At 70.2% G+C, this 20,961-nt stretch carries 20 protein-coding genes; 13 read left to right on the top strand and 7 right to left on the bottom strand.

The genetic code is table 11. The features are described 5' to 3' along the window. Window positions 1–12: 12 nt before the first annotated feature. Both gluQRS and dksA read right to left on the bottom strand, forming a co-directional pair. Complete coding sequence (gluQRS, locus tag F627_RS0111790; protein WP_019584130.1) at window positions 13–960, bottom strand: tRNA glutamyl-Q(34) synthetase GluQRS; 948 nt, start codon at window positions 958–960, stop codon at window positions 13–15. Window positions 961–973: 13 nt separating this feature from the next. Further along, window positions 974–1,426: an RNA polymerase-binding protein DksA gene (gene dksA / locus F627_RS0111785; RefSeq protein ID WP_018866929.1), complete on the bottom strand. Its 453-nt coding sequence runs from the start codon at window positions 1,424–1,426 to the stop codon at window positions 974–976. A gap of 168 nt (window positions 1,427–1,594) precedes the next feature. Between dksA and F627_RS0111780 the strand changes: the two genes are divergently transcribed. Then, window positions 1,595–2,365 (top strand): HAD family hydrolase, encoded by a 771-nt coding sequence (locus F627_RS0111780; protein ID WP_019584129.1) that lies wholly within the window; start codon window positions 1,595–1,597, stop codon window positions 2,363–2,365. A 14-nt stretch (window positions 2,366–2,379) separates the two neighbouring features. Here the strand turns inward: F627_RS0111780 and F627_RS0111775 are convergent, their stop codons facing one another. Then, window positions 2,380–3,087, bottom strand: coding sequence for a MarC family protein (locus F627_RS0111775; RefSeq protein ID WP_019584128.1), 708 nt, complete (start codon window positions 3,085–3,087; stop codon window positions 2,380–2,382). A 218-nt stretch (window positions 3,088–3,305) separates the two neighbouring features. Here F627_RS0111775 and cysM point away from each other — a divergent pair, with 218 nt between their 5' ends. From cysM to kdsB, 10 genes are read left to right on the top strand one after another with little or no spacing between them, the layout of a single operon-like run. Then, entirely contained in the window at window positions 3,306–4,217 is a 912-nt protein-coding gene (gene cysM, locus F627_RS0111770; protein ID WP_019584127.1) for a cysteine synthase CysM, read from the top strand. After that, window positions 4,214–5,020 carry a 3'-5' exonuclease gene (locus tag F627_RS0111765; RefSeq protein ID WP_019584126.1) on the top strand — a complete coding sequence of 269 codons (807 nt, stop codon included), beginning with the start codon at window positions 4,214–4,216 and terminating at the stop codon, window positions 5,018–5,020. Before cysM ends, F627_RS0111765 begins: the two co-directional genes overlap by 4 nt. Continuing rightward, window positions 5,020–6,348 carry a 23S rRNA (uracil(1939)-C(5))-methyltransferase RlmD gene (rlmD, locus tag F627_RS0111760; RefSeq protein WP_019584125.1) on the top strand — a complete coding sequence of 443 codons (1,329 nt, stop codon included), beginning with the start codon at window positions 5,020–5,022 and terminating at the stop codon, window positions 6,346–6,348. The genes F627_RS0111765 and rlmD overlap by 1 nt, the downstream gene beginning before the upstream one ends. A gap of 35 nt (window positions 6,349–6,383) precedes the next feature. Then, the gene (locus F627_RS0111755; RefSeq protein WP_019584124.1) at window positions 6,384–7,031 is read left to right on the top strand and encodes a MotA/TolQ/ExbB proton channel family protein; all 648 of its coding nucleotides are present in this window, start codon (window positions 6,384–6,386) and stop codon (window positions 7,029–7,031) included. Further along, the gene (locus F627_RS0111750) at window positions 7,028–7,456 is read left to right on the top strand and encodes a biopolymer transporter ExbD (protein WP_018875790.1); all 429 of its coding nucleotides are present in this window, start codon (window positions 7,028–7,030) and stop codon (window positions 7,454–7,456) included. The genes F627_RS0111755 and F627_RS0111750 overlap by 4 nt, the downstream gene beginning before the upstream one ends. Next, the gene (gene msbA, locus F627_RS0111745; RefSeq protein ID WP_018875789.1) at window positions 7,446–9,227 is read left to right on the top strand and encodes a lipid A export permease/ATP-binding protein MsbA; all 1,782 of its coding nucleotides are present in this window, start codon (window positions 7,446–7,448) and stop codon (window positions 9,225–9,227) included. Before F627_RS0111750 ends, msbA begins: the two co-directional genes overlap by 11 nt. Then, complete coding sequence (locus tag F627_RS0111740) at window positions 9,217–10,350, top strand: glycosyltransferase N-terminal domain-containing protein (RefSeq protein WP_019584123.1); 1,134 nt, start codon at window positions 9,217–9,219, stop codon at window positions 10,348–10,350. The genes msbA and F627_RS0111740 overlap by 11 nt, the downstream gene beginning before the upstream one ends. Window positions 10,351–10,352: 2 nt before the next feature. After that, window positions 10,353–11,375, top strand: a complete 1,023-nt coding sequence (gene lpxK, locus F627_RS0111735; RefSeq protein WP_019584122.1) for a tetraacyldisaccharide 4'-kinase — start codon at window positions 10,353–10,355, stop codon at window positions 11,373–11,375. Window positions 11,376–11,378: 3 nt separating this feature from the next. After that, on the top strand, window positions 11,379–11,573 hold the full coding sequence (locus F627_RS0111730; protein ID WP_018866918.1) for a Trm112 family protein: 195 nt from the start codon (window positions 11,379–11,381) through the stop codon (window positions 11,571–11,573). Window positions 11,574–11,581: 8 nt separating this feature from the next. After that, entirely contained in the window at window positions 11,582–12,349 is a 768-nt protein-coding gene (kdsB, locus tag F627_RS0111725; protein ID WP_019584121.1) for a 3-deoxy-manno-octulosonate cytidylyltransferase, read from the top strand. 15 nt (window positions 12,350–12,364) lie between these two features. Here the strand turns inward: kdsB and F627_RS0111720 are convergent, their stop codons facing one another. The 3 genes from F627_RS0111720 to F627_RS0111710 form a co-directional block, all read right to left on the bottom strand. Further along, window positions 12,365–15,817: an AAA family ATPase gene (locus tag F627_RS0111720; RefSeq protein WP_019584120.1), complete on the bottom strand. Its 3,453-nt coding sequence runs from the start codon at window positions 15,815–15,817 to the stop codon at window positions 12,365–12,367. Continuing rightward, on the bottom strand, window positions 15,814–17,091 hold the full coding sequence (locus tag F627_RS0111715; RefSeq protein ID WP_019584119.1) for a metallophosphoesterase: 1,278 nt from the start codon (window positions 17,089–17,091) through the stop codon (window positions 15,814–15,816). The genes F627_RS0111720 and F627_RS0111715 overlap by 4 nt, the downstream gene beginning before the upstream one ends. 282 nt (window positions 17,092–17,373) lie before the next feature. Then, entirely contained in the window at window positions 17,374–18,120 is a 747-nt protein-coding gene (locus F627_RS0111710; RefSeq protein WP_018875782.1) for an HAD family hydrolase, read from the bottom strand. Between the two features lie 130 nt (window positions 18,121–18,250). On the opposite strand from F627_RS0111710, the gene F627_RS0111705 reads away from it, so the two are divergent. Continuing rightward, complete coding sequence (locus F627_RS0111705) at window positions 18,251–18,835, top strand: cytochrome b (protein WP_019584118.1); 585 nt, start codon at window positions 18,251–18,253, stop codon at window positions 18,833–18,835. A 13-nt stretch (window positions 18,836–18,848) separates the two neighbouring features. After that, window positions 18,849–20,447 (top strand): hypothetical protein, encoded by a 1,599-nt coding sequence (locus F627_RS0111700; protein ID WP_018875780.1) that lies wholly within the window; start codon window positions 18,849–18,851, stop codon window positions 20,445–20,447. A gap of 255 nt (window positions 20,448–20,702) precedes the next feature. On the opposite strand, the gene F627_RS0111695 is transcribed toward F627_RS0111700, so the two are convergent. After that, window positions 20,703–20,961: integrase core domain-containing protein (locus tag F627_RS0111695; protein ID WP_019583405.1), on the bottom strand; the 259-nt coding region annotated here is incomplete at its 5' end.

Genomic DNA, 20,961 nt, shown 5'->3' with positions numbered 1-20,961 from the left:
CATGCGGCGAGTCTACACCGCGGCGGTGGCTCCGGGCAGCGCGGCGTGCAGCGGCAGGTATGCCGCGAGCGGCCGGCGCCGTAGCGGTTCCAGGGCCTCCGCCAGCTGGGCACCGGGCGCGTCCGGGGCCTGTCGGTCGGCAGGCGCGAGTCCGATCTGCCCCAGGGTGTCGGCGAGGTGGCGCCGCGCCGCATCCGCTCGAATCCCCGTAGCACCCGTGGCCTTGGCGAGTTTGTCGCCGCCGGGCGCGACCAGCACCGGATGGTGGGCATAGGCCGGCGGGGGGTGTCCCAGCGCCCGGTAGAGCTGCAGCTGGCGGGGGGTGGAGCCGAGCAGGTCGATCCCGCGGACCACATGGGTGACGCCCAGGTCGAGGTCATCGACCACGGTGGCGAGCTGGTAGGCCACGATGCCGTCCGCGCGACGGATGACGAAGTCACTCCCCAGGGCCTCCAGGTCGAAGGCGACCGCACCGAGAAAACGGTCCTCGATGGTCCAGTGGCGCCGGCTGGCGCGGGCGCGCAGGGCGCGGGGCTCGCGACCGGGCGGCAGGCCGTGGCGACAGGTGCCCGGATAGACGGGGCCTTCCCAGCCAGGGCGGCCGTGGGTAGCCAGGTCCTTGCGGGTGCACCCGCAGGGAAAGGCCCGGTCGGTGTCCATCAGGGTATCCAGGGCCCGCTGGTAGGCGGGGCCGCGCTGGCCTTGCCAGACAATCGGTCCGTCCCAGCCGAGGTCGAAGGCCTCGAGGGTGCGCAGAATGGCATCGGCCGCCCCCGGGCGAACCCGGGGGGCGTCGATGTCGTCGATACGCAGGTGCCACTCGCCATTGGCACTCCGGGCGTCCAGCCAGGAGATGACGGCGGCCAGCAGGGAGCCCGCGTGCAGCGGGCCGGAAGGGGTCGGGGCAAACCGGCCGACGTAGCCGTCGACCGGGGACTGCGGTTCGGGCGTGGGGGTCACGGCCCGGCCGGGATCAGGCGCGCTGCTTTTCCTTGATCTCGTCGAGCTGCTTGCAGTCGATGCACATGGTGGCCGTCGGGCGGGCCTCCAGGCGACGAATGCCGATCTCCACGCCGCAGGTCTCGCAGTAGCCGTAGTCGTGGGTCTCGATCTTGCGCAGGGCCTCGTCGATCTTCTTCGACAGCTTGCGCTCGCGGTCGCGGGCCCGCAGTTCCAGGCCGAATTCTTCTTCCTGGGTGGCGCGGTCGGCCGGATCGGCGAAGTTGGCCGCGTCCTGGCGCATGTGCCCCACGGTGCGATCGACTTCCTCCGCCAGTTCCTGGCGCCATGCCCGCAGCAGGCTGCGGAAATGGTCCAGCTGATCCGGATTCATGTACTCTTCGTCCGGCTTCGGCTCGTAGGGCGCAATGCCCCCGGCGACCATGTGCTGGGTGGAGGGCTTGTCGGTCTTTTCGTCTGCAGCCATGCGGGCTTTCTCCGGCTGGAAAAATGAGGCGCACTTAGTACCAGAGTCGGACGGGGCGGGCAAGTCCCGTGCCATGACGGTTTGCGCCCGGTCGCCTCCGGACCTGCAGGGGCTGCGAGCGGCGGGGCACTGTTTTCAGCGAGATACGAGAAGGGACCGGGAATCACGATGGCGGAATTGCAGGCACTGATCTTTGACGTCGACGGCACGCTGGCGGACACCGAGCGGGACGGTCATCGGGTGGCGTTCAACAAGGCGTTCGCGGACGCGGGCCTGGACTGGGACTGGAGTGTGGCGCGCTACGGCAAACTGCTGCGGGTCACCGGCGGCAAGGAACGCATTCGCCAGTACCTGTCGGAAGATCATCCCGAGGCTCTCGAAGAGCCGGGGATCGATGCCCGCATCCGCGAGCTGCATGCGGCCAAGACGCGTCACTACGTGGCCATGCTCGAGTCCGGCGCGATCCCGTTGCGCCCGGGCGTTCGCCGCCTGCTGGACGAGGCGGAGGCCGAGGGACTGCGCCTGGCCATTGCGACCACCACCACCCCCGAGAACGTGACTGCGTTGCTGGAGGCCACGCTGGGGAGCGCGGGGCCGTACCGCTTCGAGGTGATCTCCGCCGGGGACGTGGTGCCGGCCAAGAAACCCGCGCCGGATATCTTCACCCATGCGCTGGAGGCGATGAACCTGCCCGCCAGCGCCTGCCTCGCCCTGGAGGATTCCGACAACGGGGTCCGGTCCGCGTGCGGCGCCGGGCTGGAGGTGGTGGTCACCACCAACGACTACACCCGGGAACAGGACTTCGAGGGCGCGCTGGCGGTGCTGGACGGGTTCGGCGAGCCGGACGCACCGGCGAGGGTTCTGGCCGGTCCCGCGTTGCCGGGCCCGGCGGTGGACGTGGCCACGTTGCGGTCCTGGCACGCCAGCGCCCAGTCGTAGCGGGACGGGGCAGGTCAGTCGAGCTCGCGCGGAGGGATGCGCGGGTCCTCGACCTCGTTCTCGTCCAGCATCTGCGTATCCAGCATGAAGCCGATCGCGGCGTCGCTGATGCCGTTGATCACGAACTGCACGGCCAGCACCGCGAGGATCAGGCCGAAGACTTTGGTGAGGATGTCCTTCCCGGTATCGCCCAGGTACTGGACGATATAGCGCGAATAGACCATCGCGTAGTAGCAGGCGACCATGCAGGCCAGCACGCCGAGGAACACGAGCCCCGTGTGGTATACCGTCGGGGCCTCGCTGGTCAGGATCATTACCGTGGCGATCGCCCCCGGGCCGCTCATGAACGGGATCGCCAGCGGGATCACCGAGATGTCCTCGGTCACGTGCCCCTTGTCGGCCTTCACCTCTTCGGCGGTCTCCTTCTCGGTCGCCCCCTTCTGCCGGATCATGCCGATCGCGATGCCGAACAGGATGATCCCGCCGGCGATACGAAACGCCGCCAGGGTGATCCCGAACAGCTGGAAGATCACCCCGCCCAGCAGGGCGAAGGCGAACAGCAGGGAGGTGGCGACCTTCACCGAGCGCAGCGCGATCGCCCGGCGCTTCTCCTCCGATGCGCGCGGCAGCATCGCCGTGAAGATGAACGCCGTGGTCAGCGGGTTCACGATCACGAACACCGCCAGGAAGGTAACGACCAGGTATTCCAGCAGTACCAGCATGACACGATCTTAGGCAGGAACCCGGGAGGTTGCGAGATGGGCTTGCGCAGGTGGCCCGGTCACACCGATCGCCACGGCGCTGCGCGCCTCGCGATGACGATGCCCCCTTCGCGTCATTGCGAGGAGCAACGCGACGAAGCAATCTCCATGGGAAGCCCCGACGCCGGACCGTCGCGTGCGTGGGCAGGGACGGGGCCCGGTCGTTATACTCTGCGCGCATGAAGAAACGCCTGCACCCTGAATCCTTCCCGACCCTCGAGCACTTTGTCGGCAACACGCCGCTGGTGCGCCTGCAGCGTATGGCGGCGGATCTGCCGTCCACCGTGCTGGTGAAGCTCGAGGGCAACAATCCCGCCGGTTCGGTCAAGGACCGGCCCGCGCTGAACATGATCCAGGCGGCCGAGCGCCGCGGCGACATCCAGCCCGGCGATACGCTGATCGAGGCGACCAGCGGCAATACCGGCATCGCGCTGGCGATGGTCGCGGCGATGAAGGGCTATCGCATGATCCTGGTGATGCCAGACAACATGTCCGCCGAGCGCCGCGCGTCGATGAAGGCCTTTGGCGCCGAGTTGGTGCTGGTCTCGCGCGAGGAGAGCATGGAGGGCGCGCGCGACCTGGCCGACCGCATGGAGGCCGAGGGCAAGGGCCGGGTACTGAACCAGTTCGGCAACCCGGACAACCCCGATGCCCACTACATCGGCACCGGGCCGGAGATCTGGCGCGACACCGAGGGCACGGTGACCCATTTTGTTTCCGCTATGGGGACCACCGGCACCATCATGGGCGTGTCGCGCTATCTGAAGGAGCGCGATCCCAGTGTGCAGATCGTCGGTGTGCAGCCGACTGAAGGCTCTTCCATCCCGGGCATCCGGCGCTGGCCGGAGGCGTACCTGCCGACCATCTTCGAGGCCTCGCGGGTGGACCAGACCGTGGACGTGACCCAGGAGGAGGCCGAGGACACCATGCGCCGGCTGGCCGCCGAGGAGGGCATCTTCGCCGGGGTCTCGTCCGGGGGTTCCGTGGCCGCAGCCCTGAAGCTTGCGGCCGCGACCGAGGGCGGGACCTTCGTCGCGATCATCTGTGACCGCGGCGACCGCTACATCTCCACCGGCGTGTTCCCGTCATGAGTGCCCCGGTCCTGATCTTCGATCTCGAGACCGTCCCCGACATCGACGGCGCCCGGCGCCTGCACGACTTCGAGGGCCTGAGCGATCACGAGGTGGCCGAGGCGCTGTTCGCCCTGCGCCGCGCGCAAGCCGGCACAGAGTTCCTGAAGCACCCGCTGCACCGTATCGTCTCCATCGGCGTGCTCTACCAGGGGGGCGACGCGCTGAAACTCTCCGCCTTCGGGCGCGAGGGCGAGGATGGCCAGGCACCGACCGAGGCCGAGCTGCTGCGCCAGTTCTTCGATGTAATCGACAAGCGCACGCCGCAGCTGGTCAGCTGGAACGGCGGCGGCTTCGACCTGCCGGTGCTGCACTACCGCGCGCTGGTCAACGGTGTGCAGGCCCCGCGCTACTGGGAGCAGGGCGACGACGACCGCGAGTTTCGCTACAACAACTACCTGTCGCGCTTCCACTGGCGCCATGTGGACCTGATGGACGTGCTGGCCGGCTTCCAGGGCCGCGCGGTCACCAGCCTCGACATGATGGCGAGCCTGCTCGGCTTCCCCGGCAAGCTGGGCATGGACGGCTCCCAGGTCTGGCCGGCCTGGCGCGACGGCCGCGCCCGCGAGATCCACGACTACGTGGAGCACGACGTGCTGAACACCTATCTGGTCTGGCTGCGCTTCGAGTACATGCGCGGCAATCTGACCGACGCGGCCCTGGCCAGCCGGCAGCAGCAGCTGGCCGAGTATCTGGAGGCCAGCGGTGCCGCACACCACTGCGAATTCCTCGACGCCTGGCAGCCGGCCGGACGCGCGGACTGATGGCACGCATTGACAAGACCCCGTTCGAGGCCGTGATCGAGGAGGTCACGCTGGACGGCCAGGGGGTAATCCGCCGCGACGGCAAGGCCTGCTTCATCCACGGTGCCCTGAAGGGCGAGCGGGTGATGGCCCAGCAGACCGGGCGCAAGCGCCGTTTCGATTCCGCCGAGGTGGTCGAGGTGCTGGAGCCGGTCGCGGGCCGGGTCGAACCGCCCTGCGAGTTTTTCGGCCTGTGCGGCGGCTGCAAGCTGCAGCATGCCTCCATCGAGACCCAGCGTGCGATCAAGGAGCAGGCCCTGTTCGATGCCCTGGAGCGTATCGGCCATGTGACCCCGGAGGCCCGTTTCGAGCCGCTGACCGACACCACCCTCGGCTATCGGCGCACCGCGCGGCTGGGGGCGAAGTACGTGCCCAAGAAGGGCGGGGTGCTGGTTGGCTTTCGCGAGCGCGGCAGCCCGTATCTGGCCGAAATGACCCATTGCGAGGTGCTGCACCCGGCGGTGGGTCAGCGCATCCGGGCCCTGCGCGAGCTGATCGGCGGCCTCGAGGCGCGCGACCGCCTGCCGCAGATCGAGGTGGCGGTGGATGACGACGAGCGCGTGGCGCTGATCTTCCGCAACCTCGATCCGCTGTCCGAGGCAGACAGCGCGCGCCTGTCGGCCTGGGCGGAGGCCGAGGGCATTCAGGTGTACCTGCAGCCCGGCGGCCCGGAGACGGTGGAACCGCTGGCCGGGCCGATCGAGCCACTGGTCTATCGCCACCCGGACTACGGCGTGTCGGTCCCGTTCATGCCCACGGATTTCATCCAGGTGCATGCCGGCATCAACCGCAAGATGGTCCCGCAGGCGCTGGCCGCGCTGGACCTGCAGCCGGGCCAGCGGGTGCTGGATCTGTTCTGCGGGCTGGGCAACTTCACCCTGCCGCTGGCGCGCACGGTGCCCGAGGGCGAGGTGGTCGGTGTCGAGGTGGACGACGCGATGCTGGAACGGGCGCGCGCCAATGCCCGCGACCAGGGCATCGCCAACACCCGCTACGAACGCGCCGATCTGGACGACGTGGAGGCCCTGAAGAACGCCGCATGGCTGGCCGAACGCTTTGAGCGCGCACTGCTGGACCCGCCGCGTACTGGCGCGGCCGCGGTGATCGAGGCGCTGGCACCGCAGCGCATTGAGCGCATGGTCTATGTTTCCTGCAACCCGGCCACGCTCGCCCGTGACGCCGAGCGCCTGGTGCATCATCATGGCTATCGCCTGGAGCGGGCCGGGATCATGGACATGTTCCCGCATACCGCCCATGTGGAATCCATGGCCGTGTTCCGGCGCGACTGACGCGCCAGCCCGACGAGCCAAGAGGGAGAGACCGAATGCTGGAGATCGTACAGGCGGGCGGGTGGCTGATGCTGCCGATCCTGCTGTGTTCCGTACTGGCCGTCGCCATCGTGCTGGAGCGGCTGTGGACGCTGCGGCGGTCGCGCGTGGTCCCGCCCCGCCTGCTGACCTCGGTGTGGGAGCAGATGCGCACCCAGGGGCTCAAGCTCGACGATATCCAGCGCCTCCGGGCCGGCTCGCCCCTGGGCGCGATCCTGGCGGCGGGGCTTGCGACCCATGACCGGGCCCGACAGATCACGCAGGAGAGCATCGAGGAGGCCGGCCGGCGCGTTGCGCATGAGCTCGAGCGCTACATGAATACGCTGGGCACCATCGCGATGATCACGCCGCTTCTGGGTCTGCTCGGCACCGTGGTCGGGATGATCGAGGTGTTCACCGTAATCACCGAGATCGGCGTGGGCAGCCCGCGCGATCTGGCCGGGGGCATCTCCCAGGCCCTGATCACCACCGCCGCCGGTATCGGCGTGGCGATCCCGGCGCTGGCCTTCCATCGCTACTTCCGCGGGCATATCGACGAGCTGGTGCTGGAGATGGAGCAGGAGGCCACCAAGCTGGTCGAGGTGATCCACGGCGAGCGCGCGGCCGGCGCGGCCGGCGCGGCCGAGGGCGGGGCGCAGGCGTGAACTTCCGCGCGCCACGCCGCCAGGAGGAACCGGGTGTCAACCTGACGCCGTTGATCGACGTCGTCTTCCTGCTGCTGATCTTCTTCATGGTCTCCACGACCTTTGACCAGCATGCGGACATCGAGCTGACCCTGCCCTCGGCCGACCGCGAGGCCGAAGCGGTGGAGCGCGCCTGGATCGATATCGTGGTGGATGCCAACGGCAACTACTTCATCAATGGCCAGGAGCTGATCAATCGCCGCGCCGAGACCCTGGAGCGTGTGCTGTCCGAGGCGCGCGAGGGTCGCGAGGATGACCCGGTGCTGATCCGCGCCGACGCCAACGCCAGCCATCAGTCGGTCGTGCGAGCCCTGGACGTGGTGGGCCGCCTGGGCATTACGTCCGTGTCGATCGCCACGCTGGGCGAGGCTGCCGATGACGACTGACGAGCAGCACCCGCAGCACTTCGATTCCGGCTGGACGGTCTACCGTCGCCTGCTGAGCTATGCCTTCGTCTACTGGCCATTGCTGGCGATTGCCACGGTCGCGATGCTGGGCATGGCGGCGACCGAGGCGGGCTTCGCCGCGCTGATGAAGCCGCTGATGGACGAGTCCTTCGCCGAGGGCGAGGGCCATCCCCTGGTGGCGTGGATTCCGCTGGCCCTGATCGGCCTGTTTCTGGTCCGCGGTGTGGCCGAATTCGGGTCGGTCTATGCGATGCGCTATGTCGGGCGGCAGGTGGTCAAGCGCCTGCGCGAGGAGCTGTTCGAGCGGCTGCTGCACATGCCGGTGCAGCGCTTTCAGGAGCAGAGCAGCGGCGAGCTGATCTCGCGGGTGACCTACAACGTGGAGCAGGTGGCGACGGCCGCGACCGACGGCTTCAGTACCCTGGTACGCGATACCCTGACGATCATCGCGCTGCTGGCCTGGATGTTCTGGCTGACGCCGACCCTGACCCTGACCATCCTGATCATCGCCCCGGTGCTGGCCGTGCTGGTGCGCGTGGTCACCAAGCACTTTCGCCGCATCTCGCACCGCCTGCAGTACAACATGGGCGACGTGACCCACGTGACCCAGGAGGTGATCGAGGGCCACCGGGTGGTGCGCATCTTCGGCGGCGAGACCTACGAGCGCGGACGCTTCGAGGACATCAACGAGCGCAATCGCCGGCTGCATATGCGCATGGAGGGCATCAAGGCCGCCTATACCCCGACTATCCAGTTCCTGGTCGCGGCGGTACTGGCCTTCGTGATCTGGGTCGCGACCTCGGATTTCGGCGACGACACGGTCACGGCCGGCACGTTCGTCTCCTTCCTGACCGCGATGCTGCTGCTGTTGAGCCCGATCCGCCGGCTGTCGATGATCAACGCGACCCTGCAGCGGGGTATCGCGGCCGGGCAGAACATCTTCGCGGTGCTGGACGAGACGCCGGAGCGCGACACCGGCCACGTGCCGCTGGACCGCGCCGAGGGTCAGCTGGCATTCGAGGACGTGGCGTTTCGCTACAGCGCGGACGGCCCGGATGTGCTGAAGGCCATCTCCTTCGCGGTGGAGCCAGGCGAGAACGTGGCCCTGGTCGGGCGCTCGGGCAGCGGCAAGACCACGCTGGTCAATCTGCTGCCGCGTTTCTATCACCCGACCGAGGGGCGCATCCTGCTGGACGGCCACGACCTCGAGACCATCCGCCTGCGCGACCTGCGTCGGCAGATTGCCTATGTCGGCCAGAACGTCACCCTGTTCGCGGACACCGTCGCCGCCAATATCGCCTATGGGCGCCCCGAGGCGACCGAGGCGGAGATCCGCGAGGCGGCGCGCGCCGCGCATGCACTGGAATTCATCGAGCGCCTGCCCGACGGGATGCAGACCCTGGTGGGGGAAAACGGTACCCGTCTCTCCGGGGGGCAGCGCCAGCGTCTGGCGATCGCCCGCGCCCTGCTGCGGGACGCCCCGATCCTGATCCTGGACGAGGCCACCTCCGCCCTGGACAACGAATCCGAGCGCCAGGTGCAGGCCGCGCTGGATGCGCTGGTGAGCACGCGCACCACGCTGGTCATCGCCCACCGCCTGTCCACGGTCGAGGGCGCCGACCGCATCCTGGTGATGGACAACGGCCGCATCGTGGAGAGCGGGCGGCACGAGGAGCTGATCGCCCGAGGCGGGGTCTACACCCACCTGCACCGCCTGCAGTTCCGCGAGGAGGCGGGGGATGGGGGCTGATGCCGGGGGCTACGGGGATCGTCCGCTCCCGGTCTGGCGCGCGACCTGGCGGGATTACCGCCGCGGCGATGGCAGCCGGGCACGCGCCCGGCGGGGTTTCCTCACCCCGCCCGCGGATCGCGGGCGCCTGATCTGGATCAAGGCCGGCGGCAGCCCCGAGGACGTGCGCCTGGGGATCGAGCTGCTGGGGGCGGTGCGCGACAAGCGCCAGGACGTGCGCATCGTCCTGACCTTCGAGCAGGATTACCCGGAGCTCTTCGAGCGCCACATGCAGCCGTTTCGCAAGGTCGGGGTGGGCTACGGCCCCTGCGACCGGCCGCGGGTGGTGCGCCGGGTGCTGCGGCGCTTTCAGCCCCACGGCATCCTGCTGGCCGGTGGCCGGGCGCCGGTCCATCTGTTGCAGGAGACCGAGGCGCCGGTGATCGCGGTGAACACCGCGCCGGCTGCCGGGGCCATGTCCCCGGTGGCCTGCCACTGGCCCGTCGATCCTGTCGCCGCTGATGGCTGGCCGGCCGCCCGCGTTCGGGCGCTGGACCCGGCCGACCCCCAGGCCCGGTTCGTCGAGGCGCAGGCCGATGTGGTGCTGCGCTCGCTGGTCGGGGGCGGGGTGGAACGCCTGTGGTGGTGGCATGGCACGCCGGCGCAGTGGCCGGCCTGGCGGGCGGCCTGGGAGGCCTCCGGCTGGGGTCAGACCGACATCCTGCTGGCCAGCCTGCGCGGGGAGACGGACGCCGCCCCGTTGCCGGGTGCCGATCAGGTGGTCTCGGGCTGGGACCGGTCGGCGCTGCCGCCGGGGACCATCCTGCACCTGGATGATCGGCGCTGGTTCGCGGCCGCGGCCAGTGCCGCCCATGCGGTGCATCTGGCCGCGCCGGATCGCCAGGCCCTGTGGCAGGGCCTGGCCGGCGGCGCGGCCGTGAGCCTGGGCGAGGCGCCGGCCGCGGAGGTGCCCTGCCCGGTGCTGGGCGAGCCGGCCGCGGTGCTGGCGGCCTGGCAGGCGCTGCGGGACGACCCGGCTGCGCGGCGCCAGCAGGGTGACGCGGCCCGCCGGCGCTTCTGGGAGGAGCGACGCCAGGTGGATGCAAATTTCGATGCCGTGCTGCAGCAGGTCTGGGACTGGTAGCCATGGGCTCGCTGCAGGCATGGCTTGGTGCCCGGCTGTGGGATCAGTGGAGCCAGCGCGGGCCGTTCGCGGCGGCGATGTTTCCGCTGTCGCTGGTGTATGCCGGGCTGGCCGAGTGGAACCGTCAGCGCCAGGAACAATTGCGGCGCGACATCACCATCCCGGCCAAGGCGGTGATCGTGGTGGGGAACCTTACGCTGGGTGGCAGCGGCAAGACGCCGATGACCGTCTGGCTGGCCAAGCGTCTGCGTGCCGCCGGGTATCGGCCGGGTATTGTCAGCCGTGGCTACGGCGGGCGCGGGGACGTCGCCGGGATTGCGGTGACCCCCGATTCCGATCCGGTGGTGGTGGGGGATGAACCCCTGCTGATCGCGCGGCGCACCGGGGTGCCGGTGCAGGTGGACCGCGACCGGGTCCGCGGCGCGCGGGCCCTGACCGAGCAGGGGGTGGACGTGGTCATTGCCGATGACGGCATGCAGCATCACCGCCTGCCGCGCGACATCACCATCCTGATGGTCGACGGCAAGCGCCGCTTCGGTAACGGGCTGTGTCTGCCGGCGGGGCCGCTGCGCGAGCCCAGGCGGGCGCGCGAGCGGGCGGATTTCGTGATCGTGACCGGTGGCGAAGCCGGCCCCGGCGAGATCGCGATGGAACTGGTCCCGGCCAGCCGGCTGCTGCGGGTGGACGGGGCCGACGAGTCACGCAAGCCCCACCGGTTTGCCCGGCGCGATGCCCACGCCATCGCCGGTATTGCCGATCCGGAGCGCTTCTTCCGTACCCTGGAGGCGGCGAAGATCGGTATCATTCGACATCCGTTTCCCGACCATCATCGGTTCCTGCCGCACCAGATCCGCTTCGATGACGAGCTGCCGGTTCTGATGACCGAGAAGGATGCCGTAAAATGCCGGTCGTTTGCACAGGACAATCACTGGTACTGGCCGATCGCGGCCCGGTTGCCAACCACTTTCGAGCCGGCGCTGCTCGCGCGTCTGGAGACCGTCAGTCGGCTCAAACACCTGGGGTAATGCATGGACAAGCGTCTGCTCGATATTCTGGTCTGCCCGGTCACCAAGGGTCCGCTGAAATATGACCGCGAGAACCAGGAGCTGATCTCGGTCTCCGCCGGTCTCGCCTATCCGATCCGCGACGACATCCCGGTCATGCTGGAGGACGAGGCCCGCGTGCTCTCCGAGGACGAGAAGGAACGCTGGCGCGAGGCCTGAGTCGCCGCATGACGGGCTTCGTCGTGGTGATCCCGGCCCGCATGGCCTCCAGCCGGCTGCCGGACAAGCCGCTCGCGGCGGTCGCCGGGCGCCCGCTGATCGCGCATGTGATCAGCCGGGCGCAGGAGAGTGCCGCGGGCCGCGTGATCGTGGCCGGGGATGACGACCGCATCCTCGCGGTCGCGCGCCAGTGCGGGGCCGAGGCCTTCCTGACCGATCCCGCGCTGCCCTCGGGCACCGACCGCATCGCCGCGGTCGCGGCCGCCGAGGGCTGGGGGGACGAGTCCATCGTGGTCAACCTGCAGGGCGATGAGCCGCTGACTCCGGGACCATTGCTGGATGACCTGGCGGCCCTGCTGGCGCAGACCCCGCAGGCGGATATGGCCACCCTCGGCGTGCCGATCCGCTGTGCCCAGGATTTGGCGGACCCCAATCAGGTCAAGCTGGTGACCGACCGCAGCGGTCGGGCGCTGTACTTCTCCCGTGCCCCGATCCCCTGGGATCGCGAGGCCCACCGCGCCGGGCAGGTGCCGGCCGTAGAGCAGGCCACCCGCCACCTGGGCCTGTATGCCTACCGCGCCGGGTTCCTGCGGCGTATGAGCGCCGAGCCGCCGGCCCCGCTGGAAGAACTGGAGCAGCTGGAGCAGCTGCGCGCCCTCGACATGGGCGCCTGGATCCAGGTCGGCCGCCGTGCCGAGGCCCATCCGCCCGGCGTCGATACCCCGGAAGACCTGGACCGCGTCGACGCCTTCCTGTCCGGGCGCGCCCGCGCCTGATCCCCGCCCGCGGGCTCAGTTCGAGCGCAGGCCCGCCTGCAGACTGTGCGCCAGGGCCTGGCCGTCGCGGGTCGCGGCGTCCGGGGATGGGCTGAAGGGTTGCAGTGTGGCGATCACCCGGTGCTCGAGGGTGGTGTCGCTGTTGGTCGGTTCCGGGTCGATGTAGCCGTGCTCGCCGAGCCATGCCTCCAGGCGCTCGCGCGTCGCGCTCTGGAAGCGCTTGACCGCGCCCTGTTCCAGTTCCCGGACCAGGGCCTCGGCGTCTCCGTCCACCTGCGTGGCCAGTTCACTGACTGCTTCGATAAAGGTATCGCTGATCACGCCGGAGCCCTCCAGCGCGGCACGGTCTACGGGGCGCCCGCGGCCCTGGCGCCAGGCGCGCAGCCAGGCGCGCGCGCCCTCGACCCGGGCCGCAAGCTGCTCGCGCTGCGCCGGGTCCCCCAGGAGTTCGGCATCGGGCCCGCGCAGGACGGTCTCCAGCGTGCCGATGCTGTCCACCCCCAGGGTGAGCAGCCGGTGCAGGGCGTCAAGGTCGTCGCGCAGCAGATGGAACGGGTGGATCCGCGCCGCATCCTGCCACGGGTCGATCGCGGGCACGCCGAGCGTGGTGGCGTAGTCCTCGGGGCGGGCGTCGCCCGGGCTCGGGATCGCCCGGGGTTCGGGCAGGGCCAGGTCACCGGCATCGGTGATGGCGTGCTGGGCGCCGCGCACGGCCGGCAGGTCGATGATCCGCACCGTGGCGTCCCGGGCGGACCAGTAGCGCGCATCCTCGGGCTGGGCCGTAAGATAGAAGACCTGCCGATCATCCTCCTGTGCCAGTAGCTGGAGGCTTTCGGCGACCGCGCGGAAGCGCTCGGGGTCGGCGGTGCCCAGGGCCTCGTCCAGGAACAGCGGCAGGGGCGTACGCCCGCGCTCGGCCTCCAGCGCGAAGGCGATGCGCACGGCCAGCACGAGCTGCATGCGCGTGCCGCTGGAGAGTTCGGACAGGCTGCGGGTGTTGCCACTGGCGGTCTCGCGCGCGCCAAATGGTGTGGCCGTGTCGCCGGGGCTGAACAGCAGCTCGTACTGATGGCGCGTAAAACGCTGAAACCAGTCACGTGCCCGGCGCAGGGCAGCGGGCTGCGCGGTCTCTTCGTGCTCGATGGTGACCTGGTCCAGCAGAAACCGGCCCGCGGTGGCGAACAGGGCCTCGTCCAGACGCGTGTCCAGGGCGTCGCGGGCCTGGGCCCACCGGGCGCGCGCGGTCTCCAGTGCGCGATCCCGTCCGGCGCGGTCGATCTCGGTCTCGATGCGGGTCATTTCGCGGGTGAGCTCGTCGCGCTGCTGCGCCTGGTGTTCGCGTTCGGCCAGCGCTTCGCGCAGCGCCGCCTCAGCGTCCTGATCGACCAGCGCCAGCAGGTCCGGTTGTGCCTCAAGGTGACGGCTGCGATCGCCTTCGCGGGCGCGGACGTCGCGCAGCTCATCCTGCAGGCGCTGCCATTCCGGCCGCAGCCGCAGGTGTTCGCGCAGTCCCGCTTCGTCATCCTCTTCCAGCCCGGCCCGGGCGTACAGTTTGGTGACGCGCGCGCGCGTGGTGTCGGCCTCGACTTCCAGGCGCTCGAGCTCGCGCTGCGCCTCGTGCTGTTCGCGGCGTGCCTCGTCCCGATCCTGCAGGCGGCGGGCCAGCCGTTCCAGACGCTGCGCCAGGGCGTCGGCCGTGGGCTGCGCGTCCTCCGGGGCGGCCGCGTACGCGTCCAGGAACCGCACCAGGGCCGTGCGCCGTTTGTCCATACGGGCCGTCAGTTGCTCCTGCTCGCCCCGGGCCGTGGCCTCGTCGCGACGGGCGCGGTCCAGTTCCGCGCTCAGGTGGATCCAGCGCTGCAACGAGGCATCCAGACACTCGGGGTCGAAGCCGACCGCCGCGGCCGTCTGGCGCAGTTGTTCCCGAGCAGCTGCCAGCGCGTCGTGCTTCTCCTCCAGTTCACGCTCCAGCCGGGTGCGGCGTTCGGCCGCGTGGCGGTCGGCCTCGGCTGCGCGCAGTTCCCGTTCCACGGCCTCCAGGCGTTCACGCACCGCCTCCGGCGTCCAGGCCGAGGGTGGCTCGATGCCGGTATCGCGGTAACGCGCCTCGGCCGCCTGGCGCGGGACGGCGTCGTGGTTCGGTCGTGCCAGTATCCAGCCCGACCAGGCCACGGGGAGCGCCAGGACGAGGAAGCCCCAGTGGACCCACAGGGCCGCACTCCCGATGGCCGCGGCGGCCGCAGCCAGGGCGGTGATCCGCGCCGCACGGTGCAGGACGGAGTTCGCCGGCGGGCGCGGGGCGCCGAGCCAGTGCAGCAGTTCGTCCCGAGCGCGGCGCAGCGCCTCCGGGTCGGGCCGGTCGGGGTCGGCCGCGGGCAGGCCAGCCAGTTCGTCCTCGCGGCGGCGGATCGCGGCCTGCAGCTGGCGCTGGGTTTCGAGGGCCTGTTCCGTCGTGTGGACCGCGGTCGGGTCCAGCGTCGGGACGGCAGCCGGGTCGGCGCCCAGGGCGTCAGCTGCCGAGGCGACGGCCGAACGGGCGGACTGCAGCTCGCGTGCGGCCTGATCGGCGCGGCTCTCCAGTCCCTGCAGTTCGCGTACGCGGGCGCGCGGGTCGTCGAACGCGGCGGCTTCCAGAGGGCTGTCGGACAGCCCGCTGGTGTCCAGCTGGTCGCGGGCCGTATCGAGCCGGGCCTGGGCCTGCTGGCGCTCGTGGTCGAGGCGGCGCAGCGTCTCCCGCAGCTGTTCCAGGCTGTCCAGTTCGTCGCCGCGCAGCCGGGCCAGTCCCTCCGGGAAGGCCGCCAGCCGGGTCTCCAGGGACTGGCGTTCGCGGCGGGCCTCCAGCAGCTCCAGGGCGCGTTCGTACTGGGCCGCCGCGTCGCTGGCCCGCTGCGCGTCCTGGCGCTGCGTCTCCAGTTCGGCGAGGCGTTGTTCGTCCTCCTGCAGGGCGCGCTGTTCGCGCGTGCGCTGGCGGAGCTCCTGCTCGGCGGTGGCCAGGGCCTGTGCTTCGCTGCGGGCATGAGTGGTCTTCAGGGCCAGGGCGGGGTCCGCGCGCAGGGCGGGGAGGTCGTAGCCGCCGGCCAGTTCGCGCGCCAGCCAGTCGCCGATCGCCCGTTCGGTCGCGTGGTCCGCGGCCAGCAGGTCCTCGATGTGCAGGGTGTAGCAGTCGATGAAACGATGATCCGGCAGCGGCGGCGGATCGCCGCGCTGGCCGTCGCGCAGCCAGTAGAGGTCGGTGCCGACGCGCTGCGCCTCGAGGCTGCCCTGTGCGTCGTTGAAACGGGCCGCGACCTGCACGCCCCTGTTGCGCTGTTCCTGCGGATAGAGGGCGGCGCGCAGGCCGCGCAGCAGGCTGGACTTGCCCGAGGCGTTGGGGCCGACCACGACGTTCACGCCCGGTCCCAGGGCCTCCAGCCGGAAGCCCGGATGGATGCCGGGGAGGCGCTGGATGTCCAGGGATTCCAGCTTCACTGGTCGCCCTCGCGCTGCAGCAGCAGGCGGTCCAGTGCGTGCAGGGCCGCGGCCTCCAGGGTCGCCGCGAGCGCGGTGTCATCCGGAGCCTCGCGTCCCAGCGCGCGGTAGTGCGGGGCGCGGGTCACCTCGGCGAGGGGCTCGCGCGCGGCGTCCAGCAGGGCGCGGCGCGCTTCGCTGTCCGCCCCCTGCAGCAGCAGAAGCTTGCGTGCGAGCAGGGCGGCCGGGTCACTCCCCGCGGCCAGCGCCTCGAGGTCCACGGCCGGCTGGGCCTCCAGGCGCCAGTCGTGGACGAAGTACAGGCGATCCCCCAGGGTCTGCACCGTGGCGCGCGGATCGTCTGCATGCAGGACACGCTCCAGTGCCGCGCGCTGGTCGCTGCGGCCGGTGAATCGCAGCCGGCAGCCGACCGCCCGTGGCTGCTGCGGCCATTGCTCGATTTCGGTGTGCAGGCGTTCCAGGGCCTCGGTCACACGGTGATGGATGTCCGTGGCGTCCAGGCCGTCGACCGGGATCTCCAGGGTGTCCCAGTACAGCGGTGCCAGCGGGATCTGCTGGATGGCGAGCGCGCCGTTCGCGGCCAGTTCCAGCTGCCAGGGGCCGTGGCGCCCGGGCTCGCCCGGGTCCATGCCGGTCAGGGAGCCGAGGTAGCCCATCGGGCGCGGCGCGGCGAGGGCATCGGGGCGGTGAATATGGCCGAGCAGCCAGGCCTCCGCCGGGGCCGCCTCCAGCGCGCTGCTGCGCACCGGTGCATGCGGGCTGCGCGCCTGGTCGCGATCGCAGTGCAGCAGACCGAGGGTGGGGTAGTCGACGGGCTCGGGAAAGCCGGACTCCAGCGGGCTTTCGCTGACGCGGGCCTGCGGGAATGACCAGCCCGCGATACGCGCGCGGCCGCCCTCGCGGCTTTGAAGTTCGCGGGTCTCCCACTGACCACCGGCGCCCAGCAGCTCGAACGCCGGCAGGGCCTTTGCGAGGCGCGGGAGCACCTGGACATCATGGTTGCCGGCGACCCCGAGGACGCGGATGCCGGCAGCGGTCAGGCGCTGAACGCCTTCGCGCAGGTCGCGGTAGGCCTCGAAGAAGTCGTCCTCCTGTTCCACCACGTCGCCGGCCAGCAGGACGGCGTCGACCGGCTGTTCCAGCGCGTAGTCGACGCTGCGCCGCCAGGCCGCCGCGGGGCCGAGCGCCGCAATGCCGACCGCGTCATCGACCGCGGGCGGGATGCGCGAGGGCTGACGGCCCAGGTGGATGTCGCCCACGCACAGGAGCTTCATGGGCGCAGGGAGGCAGTCGGGATCATGGCGGCAGTTTGGAAGAATCGCGGGGCAAAGCCAATCCCGGATCGCAGGATTGGCTCCTTCATCGGTTCTGCCCCGTGGGAGCCTGCTTGCAGGCGAAGCCCTGCCAGAGTCGGGCGCGGGCAGGGGCTTCGCCTGCAAGCAGGCTCCCACGGGTGTGGTGGTGTCCCCCCTGTAGGAGGCCAGCCCCCTGGCCGATTGAGCGCTGGTAAGCCCAATCGGCCAGGGGGCTGGCCTCCTACGGAAGGCGGTGCAGGGTCAGGTGGGGATGCCGAGTTGGCGGGGCAGCTGGCCGAGACGCCCGAGGGTCAGGCAGGGGCGCGGCTGGCCGTGCTCCCAGGGCAGGGACGCCGGGTTGAACCAGGCGGCGCGAAAGCCGGCCTGCAGGGCACCGAGGACATCCGCGGTGCTGTCGTCGCCAACGTGCAGGATGGCGTCGGGTTCGACTCCGGCCTGCTCGCGGGCCTGGTGGAAGATGCGCGGGTCGGGCTTCGCCGCACCCGCTTCGCCTGCGGCGATGGCGAAGTCGAATTGCCGCCCGAGGGGGGTGCGGAATACGTCGGCATTGCCGTTGCTGATTGCGCCCAGACGGAAGTGGCGGGCCAGGGTAGTCAGCACGCCCGCGGCCTCGGGGTAGGGCGTGACCTCGTTGCGCGCCTCCCAGAACACCTGGAAGCCTTCACCCGACAGACGCTCCGGGCAGCAGCCACAGGTCTCGGCCAGTTCGCGCAGCCAGCGCTTGCGCAGGCGGGTCAGGTCGTGGCGCTCGTGGTCGGGGGCCGCGCGCATGAAGGCCGTGCGGGACTGGATCAGGGCGTCTGGATCAAAGCGTTCGCAGACCGCGGGGGCCTGTTCCCGCAGCCAGGCGTAGAAGCGCGCCTCGGCGTGGTGGATGACCGGCATCACCGGCCACAGGGTGTCGTCGAGGTCGAACGTCAGGCAGCGGATGCGGGTCGGGTCGAGTGGATGTGACCGGGACGGTCCGCTGATGGGGGAACGGTTCATCCACGCAAGGGTAGCGCGGGCACCGCACGCAGCGGTTATATGGCCGATGTCGTTGGGGATACTTCGGGCGTGGCGGACTGATAGGGTGTTTCCTTCGGACAGCAAAGCCGACTCGAGGAGGTGGTTCGGGATGCGACAGCAAGGGGATGCGGCCGTCTGGCCGCGCTACAGCCTCGCGCAGCGGGTGTTGCACTGGCTGGTGGCTGTGCTGGTGCTGGGGGCGCTGGGGCTGGGCGGGACCATTGGCTGGTTCGGCTTCGAGGGTCTGCAGGCGCGCTTTGGCGAGGCGGCGACCAACACGCTCTATACCTGGCACAAGAGTTTCGGGGTGCTGATTCTGGTCTTGATGCTGGTGCGGATCGGACTGCGCCTGCGGCGCGGCAAGCCGGGGTATGCGGTCGCGCTGGCTCGCTGGCAGCGGATGGGTTCCGAGGCCGTGCACGGGCTGTTGTACGTCCTGCTGATCCTGATGCCGGTGATCGGGTGGTGGGCGACCGCGGCCGGTGGCTACCCGGTGCAACTGGGGCCGCTGATCCTGCCGGGCCTGTTCCCGGAGAACGAGGCGTTGTCGGAGACGCTGTTCGCCTGGCATCAGGCCCTGGGCCGGGTGACCCTGATCCTGGTGTCGGGACATGTGGTTGCCGCGCTCTACCACTGGCGCATTCGCCGCGACGGGGTGATGCAGCGCATGAGCTTCGGGCGAGGCCGATCCTGATCCCGGCATACCGATGACGCGGTGGCTGCTGACCCTGGTGGCGCTGAACGCGGTCCTTCTGGGGCTGGAGATTCCGCGTCATGCGGGGCTCGCGCCGTACGGGCTGGCCTGGGAGGCCTTCGTGCTGGTCGGCCTGTTCGCACTGTTGCCGGCGGGCCGGCTTGCGCGGGGGCTGGCCTGGCTCGTTGCTTCGGTGCTCCTGATCCTGGTGGTGCTGGCGTTGTTCGATGCCCTGACCCGCGCGAGCCTGTCCCGACCGTTGAACGTGGTGCAGGACTGGGTGCTGCTGGACGCCGTCTACCGCCTGGTGACCGGCAACTTGGGCGCGCTGGCGACCGGGCTGCTGGGGGTTTTCCTGGTGACCCTGCTGGTGGCGGTCATCTGGGGAGCCGGGCGGGGGCTCGGTGCCCTCGCGGCGCCTGCGGGGGGCGGTCGTCGTGTTCCGCTGGCCATCGCCATCGGGGCGTTTGGCGTCGGTCTGGGGGGCGTGCTGGCCGCCGAGCGCGGAGCAGCACCCCCGGGAACGGCTGCGCCGGGTATGGCGATGATCCAGCAGCAGGTCGCGGCGGGGCGGTCGGCCCTTGCCGAGAACCAGCGCTTTCGTGCCCGTCTGGAGGCGACCCGCGAAGAGGCCTCTGCGGCAGCCCTTCCGGGGCTCGCGGAGGTCGACGTGATCCTCGGGCTGGTGGAGTCTTATGGCGTCTCCGCCGTTTTCGACGCGCGCTACGCGCCGGTCATCGTTCCCGCGCTCGACCGGCTGGAAGGGGACCTGGAGGCCGCGGACCTGCACGTGGTGAGCGGCGTACTGGAGGCGCCGATCGCCGGCGGCCAGTCCTGGCTGGCCCATGCCTCCCTGCTCTCCGGCCTGCAGGTGCGCTACGCCGGGCATTACGAGGCGCTGCAGGACACGTCGCGCGACACCCTGGTGCAGGACTTCCAGGCGACCGGCCACCACACGGCGATGCTGTCCCCGGCCATCCAGCTCGACTGGCCCGAGGGACGCTGGTTCGGCTGGGATCGGATCGTGGACAAGCATGGCTTTGACTACGCCGGCCCGCCGTTCTTCTGGGTGACCATGCCGGACCAGTACACCTGGTCGTTCTTCGAACAGCAGGTTCGGTCGCCTTCCGATGCACCGGTGTTCGCGATGCTCGCGCTGGTCAGTTCGCATGCGCCGTGGACCCCCATCCTGCCGGTCCTGGAGGACTGGGAGGGCATCGGGGATGGTGAACGGTTCCACGAGTGGGCGGGGAAGGGGCCGGAGCCGGAGGTGCTCTGGCGCGACTTCGACCGGGTGCGCGATTTCTACGCGGAGTCGGTGCGCTATTCGCTGGAGGTGACTGGGGACTATGCGGCACGCTATGCGGACGAGGACACGCTGTTTTTCCTGCTGGGGGATCATCAGCCGGCGGCGTTGATCACCGGGCAGGACGCCAGTTGGGCGGTGCCGGTGCATGTGATCTCGGGCGATCCAGAGTTGCTGGAGCCGTTCCGCGCGCGCGGCTTTGTGTCGGGGATGCAGCCGCCGTCCGAGTCTGCCGAAGAAGGGTTTGATGCCCTGCGAGGCTGGCTGCGCGACGCGTTCGGTGCGTCATCCAAAGTGGACGGGTGACGCGGCTTGTCCGCCGTTGGCCGAGCGCCTCGGTTGCCCGGCCCCATCAAGACCCTGTTTCGGCATCGGGTGTATCCGGAGACTTTGTTCAGCCGCATGCCTTTCTGTGGCTGGTCCTGGTTCGTCCTCCGGTGTTTACGGTGCCTCCGGTCCGCCGCCTGCCCGGCGCTGACTCGCCAGCGCGCCCCGAGGTCCTTTCTTGCTTGCCCAAGAAAGTGAACCGCCCCGGGTTTCCCGGAGACCCGTTGGTTTGGGTCACGCTGCACGAACGGACCCCTGAAGTGGTTGATGGTACTGCGCTTCGATGATTGCCGGCGGTCGATACCCGTTGGATTCCAACAGGCGTCGCCGGTTGAACCAGTCGACCCACTGGAGCGTAGCCCACTCGACGTCGCGTCGATCGTTAAGACGTCCCCAGTAGGCCCGGACCTCGGTCTTGTACAGCCCGTTGATGGTCTCCGCCAGGGCGTTGTCGTAGGAGTCACCGACCCGGCCCACCGAGGGCTGGAGCCCG

Origin of the sequence: Thioalkalivibrio sp. ALE16 (genome assembly GCF_000381305.1) — a bacterium.
Lineage (GTDB): Bacteria > Pseudomonadota > Gammaproteobacteria > Ectothiorhodospirales > Ectothiorhodospiraceae > Thioalkalivibrio.
Note: the sequence above shows the minus strand (reverse complement) of the source record. Positions and strands in the feature narration are given on the sequence as shown.

Bases quoted from the DNA above. Each gene is read 5' to 3' on its own strand.
- dksA (WP_018866929.1), bottom strand. From the start codon at position 1,426: ATGGCTGCAGACGAAAAGACCGACAAGCCCTCCACCCAGCACATGGTC.
- F627_RS0111780 (WP_019584129.1), top strand. From the start codon at position 1,595: ATGGCGGAATTGCAGGCACTGATCTTTGACGTCGACGGCACGCTGGCG.
- F627_RS0111775 (WP_019584128.1), bottom strand. From the start codon at position 3,087: ATGCTGGTACTGCTGGAATACCTGGTCGTTACCTTCCTGGCGGTGTTC.
- cysM (WP_019584127.1), top strand. From the start codon at position 3,306: ATGAAGAAACGCCTGCACCCTGAATCCTTCCCGACCCTCGAGCACTTT.
- F627_RS0111765 (WP_019584126.1), top strand. From the start codon at position 4,214: ATGAGTGCCCCGGTCCTGATCTTCGATCTCGAGACCGTCCCCGACATC.
- rlmD (WP_019584125.1), top strand. From the start codon at position 5,020: ATGGCACGCATTGACAAGACCCCGTTCGAGGCCGTGATCGAGGAGGTC.
- F627_RS0111755 (WP_019584124.1), top strand. From the start codon at position 6,384: ATGCTGGAGATCGTACAGGCGGGCGGGTGGCTGATGCTGCCGATCCTG.
- msbA (WP_018875789.1), top strand. From the start codon at position 7,446: ATGACGACTGACGAGCAGCACCCGCAGCACTTCGATTCCGGCTGGACG.
- F627_RS0111740 (WP_019584123.1), top strand. From the start codon at position 9,217: ATGGGGGCTGATGCCGGGGGCTACGGGGATCGTCCGCTCCCGGTCTGG.
- lpxK (WP_019584122.1), top strand. From the start codon at position 10,353: ATGGGCTCGCTGCAGGCATGGCTTGGTGCCCGGCTGTGGGATCAGTGG.
- F627_RS0111730 (WP_018866918.1), top strand. From the start codon at position 11,379: ATGGACAAGCGTCTGCTCGATATTCTGGTCTGCCCGGTCACCAAGGGT.
- kdsB (WP_019584121.1), top strand. From the start codon at position 11,582: ATGACGGGCTTCGTCGTGGTGATCCCGGCCCGCATGGCCTCCAGCCGG.
- F627_RS0111715 (WP_019584119.1), bottom strand. From the start codon at position 17,091: ATGAAGCTCCTGTGCGTGGGCGACATCCACCTGGGCCGTCAGCCCTCG.
- F627_RS0111710 (WP_018875782.1), bottom strand. From the start codon at position 18,120: ATGAACCGTTCCCCCATCAGCGGACCGTCCCGGTCACATCCACTCGAC.
- F627_RS0111705 (WP_019584118.1), top strand. From the start codon at position 18,251: ATGCGACAGCAAGGGGATGCGGCCGTCTGGCCGCGCTACAGCCTCGCG.
- F627_RS0111700 (WP_018875780.1), top strand. From the start codon at position 18,849: ATGACGCGGTGGCTGCTGACCCTGGTGGCGCTGAACGCGGTCCTTCTG.